This window comes from Streptomyces sp. BYX5S (assembly GCF_054724165.1).
In genome coordinates this window covers 92,947-109,521 of record NZ_CM138829.1, presented here as the reverse complement: position 1 = coordinate 109,521, position 16,575 = coordinate 92,947, and the positions used below count along the sequence as shown (strand labels likewise).

16 protein-coding genes are annotated in these 16,575 nt (G+C 72.5%); 9 read left to right on the top strand and 7 right to left on the bottom strand.

Annotation, left to right across the window (positions count from 1 at the left end; genetic code table 11):
* Window positions 1-74: 74 nt before the first annotated feature.
* Entirely contained in the window at window positions 75-500 is a 426-nt protein-coding gene (locus tag ACYBSK_RS00510) for a hypothetical protein (protein WP_457474805.1), read from the top strand.
* 42 nt (window positions 501-542) lie between these two features.
* On the opposite strand, the gene ACYBSK_RS00505 is transcribed toward ACYBSK_RS00510, so the two are convergent.
* A complete protein-coding gene (locus ACYBSK_RS00505; RefSeq protein ID WP_460244799.1) occupies window positions 543-971 on the bottom strand; it encodes an SH3 domain-containing protein in 429 nt (142 codons plus the stop codon).
* Between the two features lie 203 nt (window positions 972-1,174).
* Here ACYBSK_RS00505 and ACYBSK_RS00500 point away from each other — a divergent pair, with 203 nt between their 5' ends.
* The 5 genes from ACYBSK_RS00500 to ACYBSK_RS00480 all read left to right on the top strand — a co-directional run bounded on the left by ACYBSK_RS00500 (window position 1,175) and on the right by ACYBSK_RS00480 (window position 5,574).
* Window positions 1,175-2,182: an ATP-binding cassette domain-containing protein gene (locus ACYBSK_RS00500; protein WP_460244798.1), complete on the top strand. Its 1,008-nt coding sequence runs from the start codon at window positions 1,175-1,177 to the stop codon at window positions 2,180-2,182.
* Window positions 2,179-3,033, top strand: coding sequence for an ABC transporter permease (locus ACYBSK_RS00495; protein ID WP_460244797.1), 855 nt, complete (start codon window positions 2,179-2,181; stop codon window positions 3,031-3,033). Before ACYBSK_RS00500 ends, ACYBSK_RS00495 begins: the two co-directional genes overlap by 4 nt.
* Window positions 3,034-3,099: 66 nt before the next feature.
* Complete coding sequence (locus ACYBSK_RS00490; RefSeq protein WP_460244796.1) at window positions 3,100-4,053, top strand: hypothetical protein; 954 nt, start codon at window positions 3,100-3,102, stop codon at window positions 4,051-4,053.
* On the top strand, window positions 3,986-4,477 hold the full coding sequence (locus tag ACYBSK_RS00485) for a DUF7144 family membrane protein (protein WP_460244795.1): 492 nt from the start codon (window positions 3,986-3,988) through the stop codon (window positions 4,475-4,477). Before ACYBSK_RS00490 ends, ACYBSK_RS00485 begins: the two co-directional genes overlap by 68 nt.
* An 83-nt stretch (window positions 4,478-4,560) precedes the next feature.
* Window positions 4,561-5,574, top strand: a complete 1,014-nt coding sequence (locus tag ACYBSK_RS00480; protein WP_460244794.1) for an endonuclease/exonuclease/phosphatase family protein — start codon at window positions 4,561-4,563, stop codon at window positions 5,572-5,574.
* Window positions 5,575-5,886: 312 nt separating this feature from the next.
* On the opposite strand, the gene snpA is transcribed toward ACYBSK_RS00480, so the two are convergent.
* Window positions 5,887-6,576 carry a snapalysin gene (gene snpA, locus ACYBSK_RS00475; RefSeq protein ID WP_460247180.1) on the bottom strand — a complete coding sequence of 230 codons (690 nt, stop codon included), beginning with the start codon at window positions 6,574-6,576 and terminating at the stop codon, window positions 5,887-5,889.
* Between the two features lie 125 nt (window positions 6,577-6,701).
* Between snpA and ACYBSK_RS00470 the strand changes: the two genes are divergently transcribed.
* From ACYBSK_RS00470 to metG, 3 genes are all read left to right on the top strand, one after another.
* Window positions 6,702-7,634 carry a LysR family transcriptional regulator gene (locus ACYBSK_RS00470; RefSeq protein ID WP_460244793.1) on the top strand — a complete coding sequence of 311 codons (933 nt, stop codon included), beginning with the start codon at window positions 6,702-6,704 and terminating at the stop codon, window positions 7,632-7,634.
* 147 nt (window positions 7,635-7,781) lie between these two features.
* Window positions 7,782-9,662 carry a VWA domain-containing protein gene (locus tag ACYBSK_RS00465; RefSeq protein WP_460244792.1) on the top strand — a complete coding sequence of 627 codons (1,881 nt, stop codon included), beginning with the start codon at window positions 7,782-7,784 and terminating at the stop codon, window positions 9,660-9,662.
* A gap of 140 nt (window positions 9,663-9,802) precedes the next feature.
* Entirely contained in the window at window positions 9,803-11,533 is a 1,731-nt protein-coding gene (gene metG, locus ACYBSK_RS00460; RefSeq protein WP_457474796.1) for a methionine--tRNA ligase, read from the top strand.
* Window positions 11,534-11,588: 55 nt separating this feature from the next.
* Here metG and ACYBSK_RS00455 read toward each other — a convergent pair whose 3' ends face one another.
* From ACYBSK_RS00455 to ACYBSK_RS00435, 5 genes are all read right to left on the bottom strand, one after another.
* The gene (locus ACYBSK_RS00455; RefSeq protein WP_460244791.1) at window positions 11,589-12,179 is read right to left on the bottom strand and encodes a Uma2 family endonuclease; all 591 of its coding nucleotides are present in this window, start codon (window positions 12,177-12,179) and stop codon (window positions 11,589-11,591) included.
* A gap of 97 nt (window positions 12,180-12,276) precedes the next feature.
* The gene (locus tag ACYBSK_RS00450; RefSeq protein ID WP_460244790.1) at window positions 12,277-13,167 is read right to left on the bottom strand and encodes an intradiol ring-cleavage dioxygenase; all 891 of its coding nucleotides are present in this window, start codon (window positions 13,165-13,167) and stop codon (window positions 12,277-12,279) included.
* 94 nt (window positions 13,168-13,261) lie between these two features.
* Window positions 13,262-14,035 (bottom strand): hypothetical protein, encoded by a 774-nt coding sequence (locus ACYBSK_RS00445; RefSeq protein WP_460244789.1) that lies wholly within the window; start codon window positions 14,033-14,035, stop codon window positions 13,262-13,264.
* Window positions 14,032-15,450: a DUF1349 domain-containing protein gene (locus ACYBSK_RS00440; protein WP_460244788.1), complete on the bottom strand. Its 1,419-nt coding sequence runs from the start codon at window positions 15,448-15,450 to the stop codon at window positions 14,032-14,034. The genes ACYBSK_RS00445 and ACYBSK_RS00440 overlap by 4 nt, the downstream gene beginning before the upstream one ends.
* Window positions 15,447-16,388 (bottom strand): ATP-binding cassette domain-containing protein, encoded by a 942-nt coding sequence (locus ACYBSK_RS00435; protein ID WP_460244787.1) that lies wholly within the window; start codon window positions 16,386-16,388, stop codon window positions 15,447-15,449. The genes ACYBSK_RS00440 and ACYBSK_RS00435 overlap by 4 nt, the downstream gene beginning before the upstream one ends.
* Between the last annotated feature and the right edge of the window lie 187 nt (window positions 16,389-16,575).

Here is a 16,575-nt window from a genome sequence, read left to right as displayed (position 1 = left end):
CGGTGCGCATGTTGCGGGGCGGGCGCCGCGAGCGGTCAATGGAGGGGCGGGGGACTACCGGAAAGGAGCCTGTCATGGCTCAGCACGCGGCACCCGCCCCGAGACGCCCCGGCACCGGCGGCGCGGCCCTCTCCCCCGCGAGCGCGGCGGTCGTCGTCCCCGTTCTGGCCGGCGTCGCGTACGGCTTCTGGGCGGCGAACATCGACCGTTACGGCAGTGCGGTCACCGGCGGCAACATCGCGCTCGGGTTCGTCACCGGGATCCTGGTGGCGGCCCTGTGCTTCGGCATCCACCAGTGGTCGAAGCGGCAGGCGGGCCGGCACTTCGTGGCGCGGGCCGGGGCCTGGGGCGCGTTCGCCGGGATCGCGGTCGGCTTCCTGCACAGCCTCTCCGACTCCGGGGTCATCTGGTCGGCCGTGCTCGGCCTGTTCGCCGCGGCGGCGACGTTCGTGGGGACGTACTACCGGTACTACTCGGCGAGCGAGTACGCGCCGGTGTGACCGCACCCTCCGGCCGGACCTAGAACGTACGTTCTAGTACCTCTAGTACCAGACCCCGAACTCCCGGGTCTCCGTCTCCCGGTACCACCAGCCGCTCGGGCCGTGGTCGTGATCGTGCCGCGGCCCGTCGGACGGCGCCCGCGAGTCGCAGCTCGGCACGCCGTGGCCGCCGGTGTCGACGTACGCGGCGCTGGCCCAGCCGCGGGCGCCCGTGAACCAGTACCAGGTCGTGGTGCCGTGCACGGACGAGCCGTCGGTGGCGCACTCGATACGGTCCTGGCTGCCCGGCGCGAGCCGGTACACGACGGACGACGAGGTGCTGGGGCCCGAGCGCAGGTTCAGGTCCGAGTGGGAGACGACGGTCCCCCAGACGACGCCGCTGTCGGCGGTGGCGGGCGCCGCGGCCGTGACGGCGAGCACGCCGCCCGCCAGAAGCCCGGCGGCGGCCAGGGCGGGAGTGGTTCGGCGCATGATCGGCCTCCTCGGGTGGCCCAGGATCTTGACGCCCCCACGTCCAGGAAACACCCGATCGGCCCAGTGCTCCACCGGAGATCCACGGCCCCGGCGCCCCGGGCCGGACCCGGCGGCCCCGCCCCGGCAGCCGGCGGCCCGGCCGATGAGTTCCGGCGCCGGGACCGGTCTCTCCTGTGACGTGACCGAGAGGGGCACCCGACATGAGCACCACCGCCACCACCCACGGCCTGGCCATCGAGACCGCGGGCCTCGTCAAGACCTTCGGCGACAACCGCGCCGTCGACGGCGTCGACCTGACCGTCCCGGCCGGGACCGTCTACGGCGTGCTCGGGCCGAACGGCGCGGGCAAGACCACCACGGTCAAGATGCTCGCCACGCTGCTGCGGCCCGACGCGGGCGAGGCCCATGTCTTCGGCCGTGACGTGGTGCGCGAGGCCGACGCGGTCCGCTGCCGCGTCAGCCTCACCGGCCAGTACGCCTCCGTGGACGAGGACCTGACGGGGCAGGAGAACCTCGTGCTGCTGGCCCGTCTGACCGGGCACGGCAGGAAACCGGCGGCCGCGCGGGCCGACCAGCTGCTGTCCGCCTTCGGCCTGTCCGAGGCGGCGGGCCGCCAGGTGAAGAACTACTCGGGCGGCATGCGGCGCCGCATCGACATCGCCGCGTCCATCCTCAACACCCCCGACCTGCTGTTCCTGGACGAGCCGACCACGGGGCTCGACCCGCGCAGCCGCAACCAGGTGTGGGAGATCGTCCGCGCCGTCGTCGCGCAGGGCACGACGGTCCTGCTCACCACCCAATACCTCGACGAGGCCGACCAGTTGGCGTCCCGGATCGCCGTCATCGACCGGGGCCGGGTGATCGCCGAGGGCACCAAGGGCGAGCTGAAGGCGTCGGTCGGCTCCGGCTCCGTGCACGTACGGCTGCGTGACGCGCACCAACGCCCGGACGCCGAGCGGCTGTTGAACACCGTGCTCGACGCCCAGGTGGTCCTGGAGCCCGACCCCGTCGCCCTCACCGCCCGCGTGGGCGGCGCCGCGAACGGCCGGGACGCCGCCGAGCAGGCCTCCCGCGCGCTCGCCGAACTGGCGGCGGCCCGCATCATCGTGGACACCTTCGCCCTCGGCCAGCCCAGCCTCGACGAGGTGTTCCTGGCCCTCACCGACCAGCCCGTGCAGGACCAGGCGCCCGAGGAGGCGACGGCATGAGCACCACGACCACCCCCAGCGCCGAGGCGCAGGAACTCGCCCCGGTCAGCGCCGCGTCCCTCGCCGAGCTGCTGATCGCCAAGGAGCGCCCGCCCCGGCCCAGCGCCCTGGCGGCGTCGCTCACCTTCGGCTGGCGCGCCATGCTGAAGATCAAGCACGTGCCGGAGCAGCTCTTCGACGTCACCGCGTTCCCGATCATGCTGGTGCTGATGTACACGTACCTGTTCGGCGGCGCCCTGGCCGGCTCCCCGACCCAGTACATCCAGTACCTGCTGCCCGGCATCCTCGTGATGTCGGTCGTGATGATCACGATGTACACGGGCGTCTCGGTCAACACCGACATCGAGAAGGGCGTCTTCGACCGCTTCCGTACGCTGCCGATCTGGCGCCCCGCGGTCATGGTCGGCTATCTGCTCGGCGACGCCCTGCGCTACACGATCGCGTCGGTCGTGATGCTCGTGGTCGGCCTGATCATGGGCTTCCGGCCGGGCGGCGGCTTCCCCGGGGTCGTCGCGGGCGTCGCGCTGCTGCTGGTGTTCTCCTTCGCGTTCTCGTGGATCTGGACGATGTTCGGGCTGCTGCTGCGCACCGAGAAGTCGGTGATGGGCGTCAGCATGATGGTGATCTTCCCGCTGACGTTCCTCAGCGACATCTTCGTGAAGCCCGAGACGATGCCGGGCTGGCTCCAGGCCTTCGTCAACAACAACCCCGTCACGCACGCCGCGTCCGCCGTGCGCGGCCTGATGGACGGCGACTGGCCGACGGCCGAGGTGCTGTGGACGCTGGGCTGGGCGGCGCTGCTGATCGCCGTGTTCGGCCCCGTCACGATGCGCCTGTACAACCGCAAGTAGGGACCCGGTGGTCCGTCTGCACGCACCCCGCTCGCGCACCGCGCGGGCGGGGACTTGCCTGGGACGGTGATCCGAAGAACCGCCTCCGCCGTCCTGCTCGTCCTCGCCTGCCTCCTCGTGCCCCTCGGCACGCTCTCCACGTGGGCGAAGTACGAGATCGGCGACAGCGACCGGTACGTGTCCACGATGGCGCCGCTGGCCGGCGACGAGGACGTACGCGGCGCGGTCGCCGACGCGGTGACCAGCGGCGTCATGGACAGCGTCGACCTGGGCGCCCTCGCCCCGGCCCTTGAGGAGTACCTGCGCGACGCGGTCGTCTCGTTCACGGACACCGACGCCTTCCAGGACGCCTGGAACACCGCGAACCGGGCCGCCCACGACGCCGTGCAGCAGGCCCTCGACGAGGGCGCCACGGGCCCGGTCACGCTCGATCTGGCGCCCGTCACCGAGCAGGTCAAGCGGCAACTGGAGGACGACGGCGTGCCGTTCGCCTCCCGGATCCCCGTCGCCCACACCGAGATCACCCTGCTGTCCGCCGACGACCTCGCCGGTCTGCGCCAGGGGTTCCACCTGCTGCAACGCGCGGGCCTGTGGCTGCCCCTGGCCGCCGTCGTCTGCGCCGCCCTGGGCCTCGCCCTGGCCGTCCGCCGCCGCCGGGCGCTCGCCGCGACGGCCCTCGGCGTCGCCCTGGGCGCCGCCGCGCTCCTCATCGCCCTGCCGCTCGCCCGCGCCCTGACCCTGGACGACATCTCCGGCGCCGCGAACAAGGCGGCGGCCGGGGCGGTCTACGACGCGCTGACCTCGCCGATGCGCACCGCGTCGTGGGTGCTCGTGGCGGTGGGGCTGGTGGTGGCGCTCGCGGTGTGGGGCGGCAGGCACCCGTTCGGGCGCGCCCGGAATGCCGTACGGGGGCTGCGGCGCGAGCATTCCCGTGACACGAGGAGGCGCGCCCATGACGAACACACCGCCGGAGAACGAGACATCTACCTGGTCCCAGGCCCACCGCACGCCCGGCCCTGACCCCACCCGCGGCACGGGGCCCCGCACCGACTGGGCGGCGAGCGGCACCCTCTTCGCCGGCGTCCTGATGCTGGTCAGCGGCTGCCTCGGCGTCCTCAACGGGATCGCGGCGATCGCCAAGGACGACGTCTACAGCCGGATCGGCGACTACGTGTACGCCTTCGACCTCACCACGTGGGGCTGGATCCACCTGGTCATCGGCGCGCTCGTCGCCGTCACCGGCTGGGGCGTGCTCAAGGACAAGGACTGGGCGCGCGGCGCGGGCATCGCCTTCGGCGCGCTCTACGTCGTCGAGTACTTCCTGTTCCTGCCGTACGCGCCCGTGTGGTCGCTCATCTCCATCGGCATCGGCGTCTTCGTGATCTGGGCGCTCGCCTCCGACCACGGCCGCACCGCCGAACCGCGCGCCGCCAAACCGGCCTGACGGCCGGCGCCCCCGGCTAGCCTGGGAAGCTCCGCTCCGGCGGAGACGGGCACGCGTACGGGAGCGGGGACGGGGGCCGGACCTTGGAGCAGCGGTACATCACGGACGAGGCGCCCGGCGCCCCGCGGTACGCGCCGCGGGAGGCCGGGCGCCGCCGCGTGCACCGGGCGGGGGCGTGGGCGGCGGCGCTGCTGCTGGCGCTGGTCAGCGTGGTCGTCGGCTGCCGGGCCGCGGACCGCGACGCGTTCACCCCGGTCCCTCAACTCCTCGCGTTCCTGCCCTGGTTGATCGCCCCGACGGCCGCCGCGCTGCTTCTCGCGCTGCTCTCCCGCTGGCGTACCGGTCTCGTCTGGGGCGTGGCCGTGCTCGGCGCGCTCGCCTGGTACCTGGAGCCGTACGGGACGGACGGCGAACCGGACGGCGCGCCCGTCTCCGGCGTCCGGGTGCTCGCGTCCAACGTCCAGTTCAGCCGCGGCACCTTCGCGCTGATCGACACGCTCGCCCGGCACCGCCCCGACATCGTGTTCGTCTCCGAGTGCGGCGCCGCCTGCCAAGACGCCCTCGACCGCGAGTCGCTGCGCACCCGCTACCCGCACCGCCGGGCCGTGGCGGCGGACGGCTCGGAGGGCTCGGTGATCCTCAGTGCGTTCCCGCTGAGGGCGGCGCCCGCGGTGCCCGGGGCGATGGGCATGCCGGCCGCCACCGCCGACGTACGGGGCCACGCGGTGCGGCTGCAACTCGCGCACCCCATGCCGCCGCTGCCCGACCAGGTGGGCGTCTGGAAGACCGAACTGGGGCGGCTCGCGGACGTGGCGGGGCGCACGCGCGGGCCCGCCATCGTGGCGGGGGACTTCAACGCGACGCAGGACCACGCGGCGTTCCGCCGGATCCTCGACGCGGGCGCCCTGCACGACGCGGCCCGCGTCACCGGCCACGCCCGCACACCGAGCTGGCCGTCGACGGCACCGGGCCCGCTGGGCACCCAGATCGACCACGTACTGGTCACGTCCGACTTCTCGGCGGACACGTCCCGCTTCGTCGACCTCGCGGACACGGACCACCGGGCGCTCCTGGTGGACCTGACGCTGCACGGCTGAACGCACCGGGCCGCCGCCCATGGGGAGACGGGCAGCGGCCGGTGCGGGAGACGACGGCCCGCCGCGGTCAGGTCGCGGGTGGGGGCCGGGCCGGACGCCTCGGCTGTCGGTGCGGCTGGCGGTGCGGCTAGGGCCCTTCTGACGGATCAGGCTGGGCCTGGGAGGCCGCATTCTTCGGCTCCGCGAGCGGGGCCTGGTGCGTGCAGCTGCAAGGCGGAGGAGGGCGTCAACGCGGAGCGTTGGCAACCGACGACAACGCCGCAGATGTGCGTGCCAGGCCCCGCGACTCCAGCAAGATCCGTCAGAAGGGCCCTAGCGCAGCGCGAGTTCCGCCTTGCGCAGGGCCTTGGCGAAGCCGTTGGCCCACAAGTTCTCGACCTGTGCCTTCTCGTTGGCGTCCGGATAGGCGTTCGTGCAGGAGGGGCCCGGACCGCCGCCGGACATCAGCTCGCTGCACGGCCCCTCGTAGTGGTCCGGCAGCCCGAGCACGTGGCCGGTCTCGTGCGTGGTCACGCGCGTGGAGTCGTACTCCTGGTTCTGCGCGTAGTCGAGGAAGACGTAGCCGCTGCCGTGCCCGTCCGTGGACGCGTACGAGCCGCGCGAGTCGTTGCCCTCGCGGTAGGAGAAGTCGCCGCCGCCGGACGAGGCCTGGAGCTTCACGTTCGACACGGAGGAGTTCCAGATCGACGTGCTGTTCGCTATCTGCTGCTGGAAGGTGGGCGCCTGCGAGGCGTCGTACGTGACGGTGACGGACGCGGCGCCGGGGTTCGCGGCGCGCTTCTCGGCGACGGACTTCACGACGGCCTCGAAGAACGCCTTGTTGGCGGCGGCCTCCTCGGCGGAACCGGCGTAGTGCGCGCCCTGCGCGGTGGGGGCCGCGGAGGCGGGACTCGCCGCGAGACCGGCGACGGCGAGCCCGACGCCGACGGCGCAGGCGAACAACCGCCGGGAAACGGGCGCCGTGGTGGATGCGGAGGATGACGAAGATGTGGGGGGTGTCATGTCCATGCGTGAGAGTGTGGTGCGCAAGCGCCCCCTGATACAGATGCCAACTACCGATAACCCGGCGTTATCACCCACCAGTTGACCCTGGTGCGGCTCACGGGACGGTTCTACGCTCACCTTCCATGGAGCTGGAAGTGCGGCACCTGCGCGCTCTGTGCGCGATCGAGGACACCGGCAGCCTGCACAAGGCGGCCCGGCACCTCGGCATGACCCAGCCCGCGCTCAGCACCCAACTGCGCCGCATCGAGGACTTCATCGGCGGCCGCCTCTTCGTCCGCGAACGCACCGGCTGCCGCGCCACCCCGCTCGGCCGCACCCTCCTCACCCGCGCCAGACCGCTGGTGGACGGCCTGCGGACGCTGATCGACGAGACCCGCGCGACGGCCGCCGACAGCGCCGGGGGCCTGCTGCGCATCGGCTCCACGGCGAGCCGCGCGATACCGGGGTGGCTGCGCCGGCTGCGCGCGAGTTCCCCGCACGAGCCGTCGCTGCGGATGGACGTCTCGGCGCACGCGCTGCTGCGGATGGTGGCGGCGGGCGAGCTGGACGTCGCCTTCGTCCACGAGGTGGAGGGCTCCCCGCTGCACATCCCGGAGGGCCTGGCCTGCGCGGTCCTCGTCGACCGCGAACCCCAGTACGTGTCCCTGCCCGCGGACCACCCGGCGGCCCGCAGCCCCGTCGTCCGCCTCGCGGATCTGGCGGAGGACCGCTGGATGATCGACCCCACGGTGGACGGCGAATGGGACGGCCTGCTGCGGGCGTTCCGCGCCGCGGGCGTCAACCCCCGTGTCCTGCACGGCGATTACCTCACCGCGTCGACCCTCGTCACGACCGGCGACGTGGTGACGCTCTGCCAGCCCACGTCCCGCGGCCGCCCCGACATGGCGATCCGGCCCCTCGAAGGCGACCCCGTGGCCGTACGTCTGCTGCTGGCCGCGCGCTCGACACCCGTCCTGGAAACGGTCCTTCCCGACCTGCGGGCGGCTTATTGGGAAGCGGCTCGCCAGGCACCGGCGTATCGCACGCGTCTACGGGCCGTCGACATGGTCGACTGAACCCGCACGGAAAGGGCGGAAGTTGTCCGCTCGGTCGAACGGCCCGACCCTGCCCAAGATCACCGTCCGTGGCGGCTAACCTTACGTGTCCGCCCTGGCCAGGGGTTCCAGGGACGTCGGGGACAACTCATGCGGAAGGTTGCGCACATGGGCATTCTGGATCTGCTGCGGAACGCGTTCGGGCGGTCCCGTAAAAAGGACGAGCCCGCTACCGCTCCGGACCCAGCGCCTCCCGCGGCCACGCCCGACCCGGCGCCGACGGTCCCCGCCCCCTCCAAGGGCGAAGCCGACGACCTCGTCTCCGCCGCCTTCGACAACGTCACCGTCCCCAACCCCTCCCGCCCGGTCCGCGGCGAACGCGTGACACTGGATGCGGGGGAGGACGCGGCCCCGGCCGAGGCGGAGGCGGAGGCTGCCGCTGCGGAGGCTCCGGCTACGGCTCCGGTCGAGGAGGAGACGGCGGCTGAGGCTGAGGCCGCCACTCCGGCGGAGGAGAAGCCCGAGGCTGAGGTTGCCGCACCGGCGGCAGAGGAGCCCGAGGCTGCCGCCCCGGCTGAGGAGAAGCGCGAGACTGAGGCTGAGGCTGCCGCTCCGGCGGAGGAGAAGGCCGAGGCTGACGCCCTGGCTGAGGAGCCGAAGGCCGAAGCCAAGGACGCGGCGCCGACCGCCGCCCCGGTCGAGGAGAAGACCGCTTCGCCCAAGGCGAAGGTTGTCGCTCCCCGCGAGGAGGAGCCCCGGCCGAAGGCCGAGCCCGAGGCGGAGACGAAGGCGCCCACCGAGCCCGAGACGGTGGCCGAGCCCGAGGCCAAGTCCACCGAAGAGCGGGCGGCCGAAACCACGGCCAAGGCCGAGGGCGAGACCAAGCCGCAGGCCAAGGCCGAGCCCGCCGCCGAGCCGGAGGCCAAGGCCGAGGGCGAGACCAAGGCCGAGGGCCCGGTTGCGGCCGAGGCCGAGGCCGAAGGCCCGACCGCCACCCCGGCAGACGCCGAACATCCGGCCCCCGCTGTGGGCAGGCGTCCCGCAGGGCGGGACGGGTGGGCACAGCCCCCGGTGCAGGCCGACGAGGACAAGGGGCCCGACGCCGTCGCCGCCGAGGAGCCCCCGGCGCAGGCGGAGAAGGCCAAGGACGCCGACCCCGTCGCGGCAAAGAAGACCACGGCGCAGGCCGAGAAGCCCGAGAAGGCCGACCCCGTCGCGGCAAAGACCCCGGCTCAGGCCAAGAGGACCAAGAAGGCCAACCCCGTCACCGCCAAGAAGACCCCGGCCCAGGCCGAGAAGCCCGAGAAGGCCGCCCCCGTCACCGCCAAGAAGGCCCCGGCTCAGGCCAAGAAGACCAAGACGGCCGACCCCGTCGCGGCAAAGAAGACCACGGCTCAGGCCAAGAAGACCAAGGACGCCAACCCCGGCCTCACCTCCGCCCACTCCTCCGCCGCCACCACCCTCGCGACCCACAACCTCACCGGCACCCGCGCCACGGTCTACCTCGTCCTGGACCGCTCCGGCTCCATGCGCCCGTACTACAAGAACGGCTCGGTCGCCGCCCTCGCGGAGCAGACCGTCGCGCTCGCCGCGCACCTCGACCCCCGCGAGACCCCCACCGTCCACACCGTGATCTTCTCGACGGACATCGACGCCTCCGGCGACCTCACCCCGGACGCGTACGAGGGCAAGGTCGACGCGTGGCACGCGGCGGCGGGCCGCATGGGCCGCACCAGCTACCACCGCGCCATCGAGGAGGTCGTCGCCCACCACCAGAAGTCGGACGACCCCACCGCCCCGGCCCTGGTGGTCTTCCAGACGGACGGCCCCCCGGACGTCCAGCGCCCCGCGAACGAGGCCCTGGCGGCAGCCGCCGCGCACCCGCTGTTCTTCCAGTTCGTGACGTTCGGCGACCCGGAGTCGAAGAACTTCGACTACCTCCGCAAGCTGAAGGCCGAGAACACCGCGGTCTTCCACGCGGGCGAGACCCCGCTGGAGCTCACGGACGCCGAGCTCTACGACGGCCTCCTGGCCGCCTGGCGCCCGTAACCCGAGAACCACCGCGACGAACAGTCGCCACCAGCAACCACCCCCGGCCGTCCGCGCACCAAAACACCGCGCGGGCGGCCCACCCATGTCGGCTACGATTTCTAGATTCCACCCACGTCACAACCCGGGAGCAGCCCCCGATGGCTCGACACCTCATCACCAGCGCCCTTCCGTACATCAACGGGATCAAGCACCTGGGCAACATGGTGGGGTCCATGCTCCCGGCCGACGTGTACGCCCGCTACCTGCGCCAGACCGGCCACGAGGTGCTGTACATCTGCGCCACCGACGAGCACGGCACCCCCGCCGAGCTCGCCGCGAAGGAGCGGGGCATCCCGGTCGCCGAGTTCTGCGCGCAGGCGCACGACGCGCAGAAGGCGGTCTACGACGGGTTCGGGCTCGCCTTCGACCACTTCGGCCGCAGCTCCTCGCAGCAGAACGCGGAGATCACCCAGCACTTCGCCCGGAAGCTGAACGAGAACGGGTTCATCGAGGAGCGCTCGATCCGGCAGGTGTACTCGCCCGCCGACGGCCGCTTCCTGCCGGACCGCTACGTCGAGGGCACCTGCCCGCACTGCGGCTACGACAAGGCCCGTGGCGACCAGTGCGAGAACTGCACGCGCGTCCTCGACCCGACGGACCTGATCGAGCCGCGCAGCGCCATCTCCGGCTCCACGGAGCTGGAGATCCGCGAGACCAAGCACCTCTTCCTGCTCCAGTCCAAGCTCCAGGGCGAGGTCGAGGCGTGGATCGACGAGGTCGCCGACGAGTGGCCGCACCTGGCCTCCTCCATCGCCCGCAAGTGGCTGACCGAGGGCCTCAACGACCGTTCGATCACCCGTGACCTGGACTGGGGCGTCCCCGTCCCGGCGGACACCTGGCCCGAGCTGGCGGCCGAGGGCAAGGTCTTCTACGTATGGTTCGACGCCCCGATCGAGTACATCGGCTCGACGAAGGAGTGGGCCGACCAGGCCCCCGAGGGCGAGACGCGCGACTGGAAGTCGTGGTGGTACGAGCCGGCCGGCGCCTCCGACGTCCGGTACACGGAGTTCATGGCGAAGGACAACGTCCCGTTCCACAGCGTCATGTTCCCCGCCACGGAGATGGGCATCCGTGAGCCGTGGAAGAAGGTCGACTACCTCAAGGCCTTCAACTGGCTGACGTACTACGGCGGGAAGTTCTCCACGTCGCAGAAGCGCGGTGTCTTCACCGACCAGGCGCTGGAGATCCTCCCGGCCGACTACTGGCGCTACTTCCTCATCGCCAACGCCCCCGAGTCCGACGACTCCTCCTTCACCTGGGAGCACTTCACGGCGACGGTGAACAAGGACCTGGCCGACACCCTCGGCAACTTCGTCAACCGCGTCCTGTCGTTCTCGAAGAAGCGCTTCGGCGAGGAGGTCCCCGAAGGGGGCACCCCGGGCGAGGCCGAGGCGAACCTGGGCGCGGAGATCTCCCGCCTCCTCGCCGAGTACGAGGCCCAGATGGAGGCCCTCCAGTTCCGCAAGGCCGCGGCGGCGCTGCGCGCCCTGTGGTCGGCCGGCAACTCCTACCTGGAGGAGAAGGCCCCCTGGCTGGAGATCAAGACCGACAAGGACGCCGCGGCCCTCACGCTGCGCACGGCGATGAACCTCATCCACCTGTACTCGGTGGTCTCCGAGCCCTTCATCCCGTCGTCGGCCGCCGCCATGCGCGCCGCGTTCGACCTGCCCGGCGACGACGCCACGTGGATCACCGCCGAGCAGGCCACGGCCCTGACGACGGTCCCCGCCGGCACCCCGTTCACCGTGCCCCCGGTCCTCTTCGCGAAGATCACCGACGAGGACCTGGAGTCCTACAAGGAACGCTTCGGCGGCGAGCCGACGGCCTGAGCCACCGCGCCGCAGGGCCCGGAACCGCTCCCCGGTTCCGGGCCCTGCGCGCTGCTCAGCTCGCCCAGTCCTTGAGCGGCTCGGTGTCCAGCTCGATCCCCACCGGCTCGGGCAGGGCCACGGCCTTGCCGAACGGCACCGTCACCACCTGCTCGTACCGCACCCCGTCCGGCTGCGAATGGACCTTGACCTCGCACGTGTCCCGGTCGATCAGCAGGTACACCGGAATCTCGGACTCGGCGTAGGCCCGGGGCTTCTCGATCCGGTCACGCCGATTGGTGTCGCTGTCACGAGAGGTCACCTCGGCGACCATGAGTACACCGTCGGTGGAGGCCCATTCACCTTGGCCGACGAACGTGCCGCTGCGCGCCAGAGCACCGTCCGGCCGGGCATTGCCGTTCCGGTAGGACTCCACGCGCAGGCCCTGGTCCGGGTAGAGCCACCAGCCGCTGTCGGCCTGGATGCACAACCGCGACAGCCACTCGATGATCCGTCCGTGATCCCCGTCCGGCACAGCCTTGACCCCCATTTTGCCGTCGATGAACTCCATCCGAAGTGCCTCGTTGGTTCGTATGGCATGACGGGCCAGCTCCTCGAAATCCTCCTGGCTCAGCACCACAGCGGACCGCTCCTCTACGAGACTCATGACGGCCTCCCCCATCCTCGTCATCGCGGATCAGGCATCACGTTCAAGGTACTGGGCGTCACTGACAACGTCCCCTCGATGACAGAAGGTGACCACCCTATGCAGCAGGGGGTGCCGTGTCCGTCGAGTCGTGCGTCTCGTCCGGGGCGACGCCCATCGTCAGGGAAGCGACGACGCCCTTGGCGATGTGCTTCTTCGCGTAACGGAGGCGGAGCAGCCCGCCCTCGGTGCCGTTGTCCGGGTAGATCGTGTCCTCGTCGAGCGTCGTGCGCCTCGTGGTGTTCGACGCGTACGGCTCGACCTCGGCCGCCGCGAGGACGGACGCCTCGGTGAAGAACAGCTGCCCGGTGTGGCAGGTGTGGCCGCCCTCGTACCCGGCGTCCGTCCATGCGCCGTCGACGTGCACCTTGACGTGGATGTGCACGCAGCGGCCCGCGTACCAGCCGGGGAAGACGGTCCGGAAGGCGACGTGGCCGTGCTTGTCCGTCCGCCACGTGCCGCGCAGATAGCGCTCGTCGTCGGTGGGTTCCTGGTGGCCCCCCGGTCCGCCCGAGGGACCGCCCGACGGCGGCGGGCCCGTCGGGGTCCCGGACGGCGGGGTGCCGCCGCCCCCGCCCGAGCCCACGGCCTCGTACCCGGAGTAGACGCCGACGGCGTTGCAGTGCCAGATGTCGACGGCCGCGTCCCGCAGCGGCTCGCAGGTCTCCGCGTCGATCACCTTCAGGTTCAGCAGGAGCGGGATGCCGTCCTGGTCCTCGGTGATGTCCCGGCGGAGCTTGTCCGCGTCGATGTAGTAGGGCCCCTCGGTGGTCTCCGTGGTGAGCCGGTAGCAGCTCTCCGACGCGCCGTCCGCGGTCTCCTCCGCGGCGGCCCCGGTCGTGGCCAGCGTGCCGCCCACACCCACCGCCGCGACGGCCGCGCCGCCCGCGACGATCAGCTTACGGCGCGTCAAGTCATGTCTGTGTTGGGGTACTTGGGGTTCAGTCATGGGCGAGGACGCTAGGGGCCGAAGCTGTCAGGAACCTGGGTGAGGACTGTGAATCGGTGGGCACTTTCCAGCCGTTCCGGACGCCCCCACCGCCTCACGCGTCGCGCAGCCGCAGCACCAGCCATCCCGCCACCAGCGCCCCGCCCGCGTACGCGCCGAGGACCGCGAGGCCCGTCCAGGGGGCGAGGGGGGCGGTGCCGGTGCCGGTGGTCGTCTGGACGGCGAGACCCGCCGTCATCGGGGCGATCCTCTGGAGCCGGTGCAGCTCGTCCAGGGGCATCCGCGCGATGAGGGTGACCAGGTAGGGGCCGTAGAGGAGGGTCATCACCGCGCCGATCGCGGACGCGGCGTGCCGCACCGTCAGCGCCACCCCGACGGCCAGGAGCGCGACCAGGAGCAAGTACAGGGCCGTGCCGAGGGTCGCGCGCCACAATGCCGGTGACGTGAGCGGGAGTTGGGCGGCCTCGGCGGTGAGGGCCGCGCGGCCCGCCCACAGCGAGCCGAGGACCGCGGGCAGCGCGACCACGGCGACCGTCACCGCCACGACCAGCGTCTTCGCCGTGAAGACGACCGTACGGCGCGGGTTCACGGCGAGGGTGAGGCGGATGAGGCGCGGGTAGTCGCCGCAGACCGTGGCGACCCCGATCAGGGCCGCCACGGTCTGCGCGAGGTACACGCCCGACAGGGACAGCGCGGTCGGCGCGAGCGTCCCCTCCTGCGCGGGTTCGGAGCCCGCCGCGACGAGCGCGGTCAGGGCCGTCATCGCGGCGGGCAGTGCGAGCACCGTCCACAACTGGCCGGGCACGGTGCGCAGTTTGGTCCACTCGCCGTGCACGGCGCGGCGCATCAGGACCGGCGTCGCCCTCACACGTCCCTCCTCACCAGCCGCCAGTGCGCCGCGCCCAGCACCACGGCGACGTACAGGCACAGCACGCCGAGGCCGGTCCACGGGGAGACGACCGTGTCGACGAACTGGCGGGTCTGCTGGATCGCGAGGCCCGCCGTCGGGGTCGCGGCGCCGACGAAGTCGCTGAACGCGATGGACGTGCTGTCGGCGACGATCGGCGCGACCACGACCACCGCGAACATCAGGACGAGCGCGGGCACCGTCCGCCGCACCAGCGCGCCCACGCCCATGCTGAGCACCGCGGTCAGCGCGAGGAACGCGGCGCTGCCGACGACCGCGCGGACGCTCGCCGGGTCGGTGAGGGCGGGGTCGGTGAAGAGCGGTGGCGCGAAGCCGTTGTCGCGCTGGTAGGGGCGGGCGAGGAGGAACGCGGCGACGGCCGCCACCAGCCCCACCGCGAACACGGCCGCCCCGAGCACGGTCGCCTTCGCCGCGAGGACCCGGCCGCGGCGCGGGCTCGCGGTGAACGTGGTGCGGGCGGTGCCGGTCCGGTACTCGGAGGTGACCGTCAGGACGCCGAGCGCGATCACGGCGATCGCGGCGATCCGGATGCCGTCGTCCAGCGCCATCCTGACCAGGTCGGGCGGGGTGCCGTCGAGCCCGGCGCCCGCGGTGCCGAACGCGCCGAGGTTGCCGCTGCCGGTGACCGTGAAGGTGCCGCCCCTGTGCGCGTACGGTTCCGGGCGCGCGGTCGGCATGGGCGGGCCGCCGGAGCCCGCCGTCTGCGTGACGTCCGTCTGCCGCCAGTCGGCGCCGCCCGCCGCCGCGGGGACGTCGACGTGGTCGAAGACGGCGCGGCCGCGCGTCGCGACCGGGTGGCCCGCGACGTCCCCCGGCCCGGTCCGCTTCTCGACCATGCCCCACGGCGACGTGACGAACAGGCCCGCCTGCGCCGTCGCGGGCAGCCCGGCGGCCCGGATCGTGCCCACCGTGTGCCAGGCCCGTCCGTCGGCCGAGTGGTAGCCGGTGACCCGGTCCCCGTCCCGTACGAGCCGCAGCCAGCGCGTGCCCGGCGCGGTGTCGGCGGTCCGCTCGTGCCTGCCGTCGACGAACATCCGCACGCCGTGTTCCGGGGTGACGAGCAGCGTCGCGTACGAGGCGCCGCTCGCCGTGCCGTCCTTGAGCAGCAGCCCGGCCTTGGCCCACTCGCCGGTGTCCTGCTGCCGCACCCGCGCGGTGAACGTGCCGTCGCCGGTGGCGGCGCGGTGCACGAACGTGCCGCTGTCGTACGCCTTCGGGCCGCCGTAGCTGAAGTGGTCGCCGCTCGCCGACGCCACGGTCATCAGGAGCGTGAGGGCGAGGGTGGCGAGGAGGGCGAGCCCCGTGCTGCGCACCGACCGCAGCTTCGTCCACTCGCCGCGCAGGACCCGGATCACGATGCCTCCCGGGCGGGTTCGGGGGCGGTGAACTCGGTGACGGAGGCGGTGAGTTCCATGTAGGCCTCCTCCAGTGTGGCGCGGTGCCGGCCGAGTTCGGAGAACGGGACGTCGTGCGCGCCGAGCAGCGCGACGACCTCCTCGGCGGCCAGTCCGGTGACGGTGAGTGCGTCCGGTCCGGTGACGGCGACGGTGGCGTCGGCGTGGGCTGCCGCGAGCACGGTCATGGCTTCGGCGCGGTGCGTTGTGCGCAGGGCGATCCGGTCGCCGGAGGTGGCGTCGAGGAGGGCGGTGACGTCGGTGTCGGCGAGGAGGCGGCCGCGGCCGATGACGACGAGGTGGTCGGCGGTGTCCTGGAGCTCGCTCATGAGGTGCGAGGAGACGAGCACCGTACGGCCCTGCGCCGCGAGGGACTTGAGGAACCCGCGGATCCACTGCACTCCCTCCGGGTCGAGGCCGTTGACGGGCTCGTCCAGGATCAGCACCTGAGGGTCGCCGAGGAGGGCGGCGGCGATGCCGAGGCGCTGGCGCATGCCGAGGGAGAACTCGCCGACGCGTTTCCTGGCGACGGAGGTGAGGCCGACGGTGTCGAGTGCGGTGTCGGCGCGGTGGGCGGGGAGTCCGCTGTAGTGGGCGAGCCACAGCAGATGGTCGCGGGCCCGGCGGCCGGGGTGGACGGCTTCGCAGTCGAGGAGGGCGCCCACGGTGGTCAGGGGGTCGGTCAGCGTGGTGTACGGGCGGCCGCCGATGAGGGCGTGGCCTGCGTCGGGGGCGTCGAGCCCCAGCATCATCCGCAGGGTCGTCGACTTGCCGGCGCCGTTGGGTCCGACGAATCCCGTCACCTTTCCCGGGGTCACCGTGAAGCTCAGCGTGTCCACGGCGAGTGTGCCGCCGTATCGCTTGCACAGTCCTTGGGCCTCAATTGTCGTGTCCGTCATGCCGGTTGACGCTATGCGCCGGGGCGGGGTGGGGTCGTCCCACCGCGGCGTGGTCCGTGGCGTCCCCTCATCCCCCACGCGGGTGACCCCCACCCCGCCTCACACCCCGGGGCTCCGCCCCGGACCCCGCGCCTCAAACGCCGGCGAGGCTGAAAAGCCGGGGCGCCGCCCCGCACCTCGCTGCTCA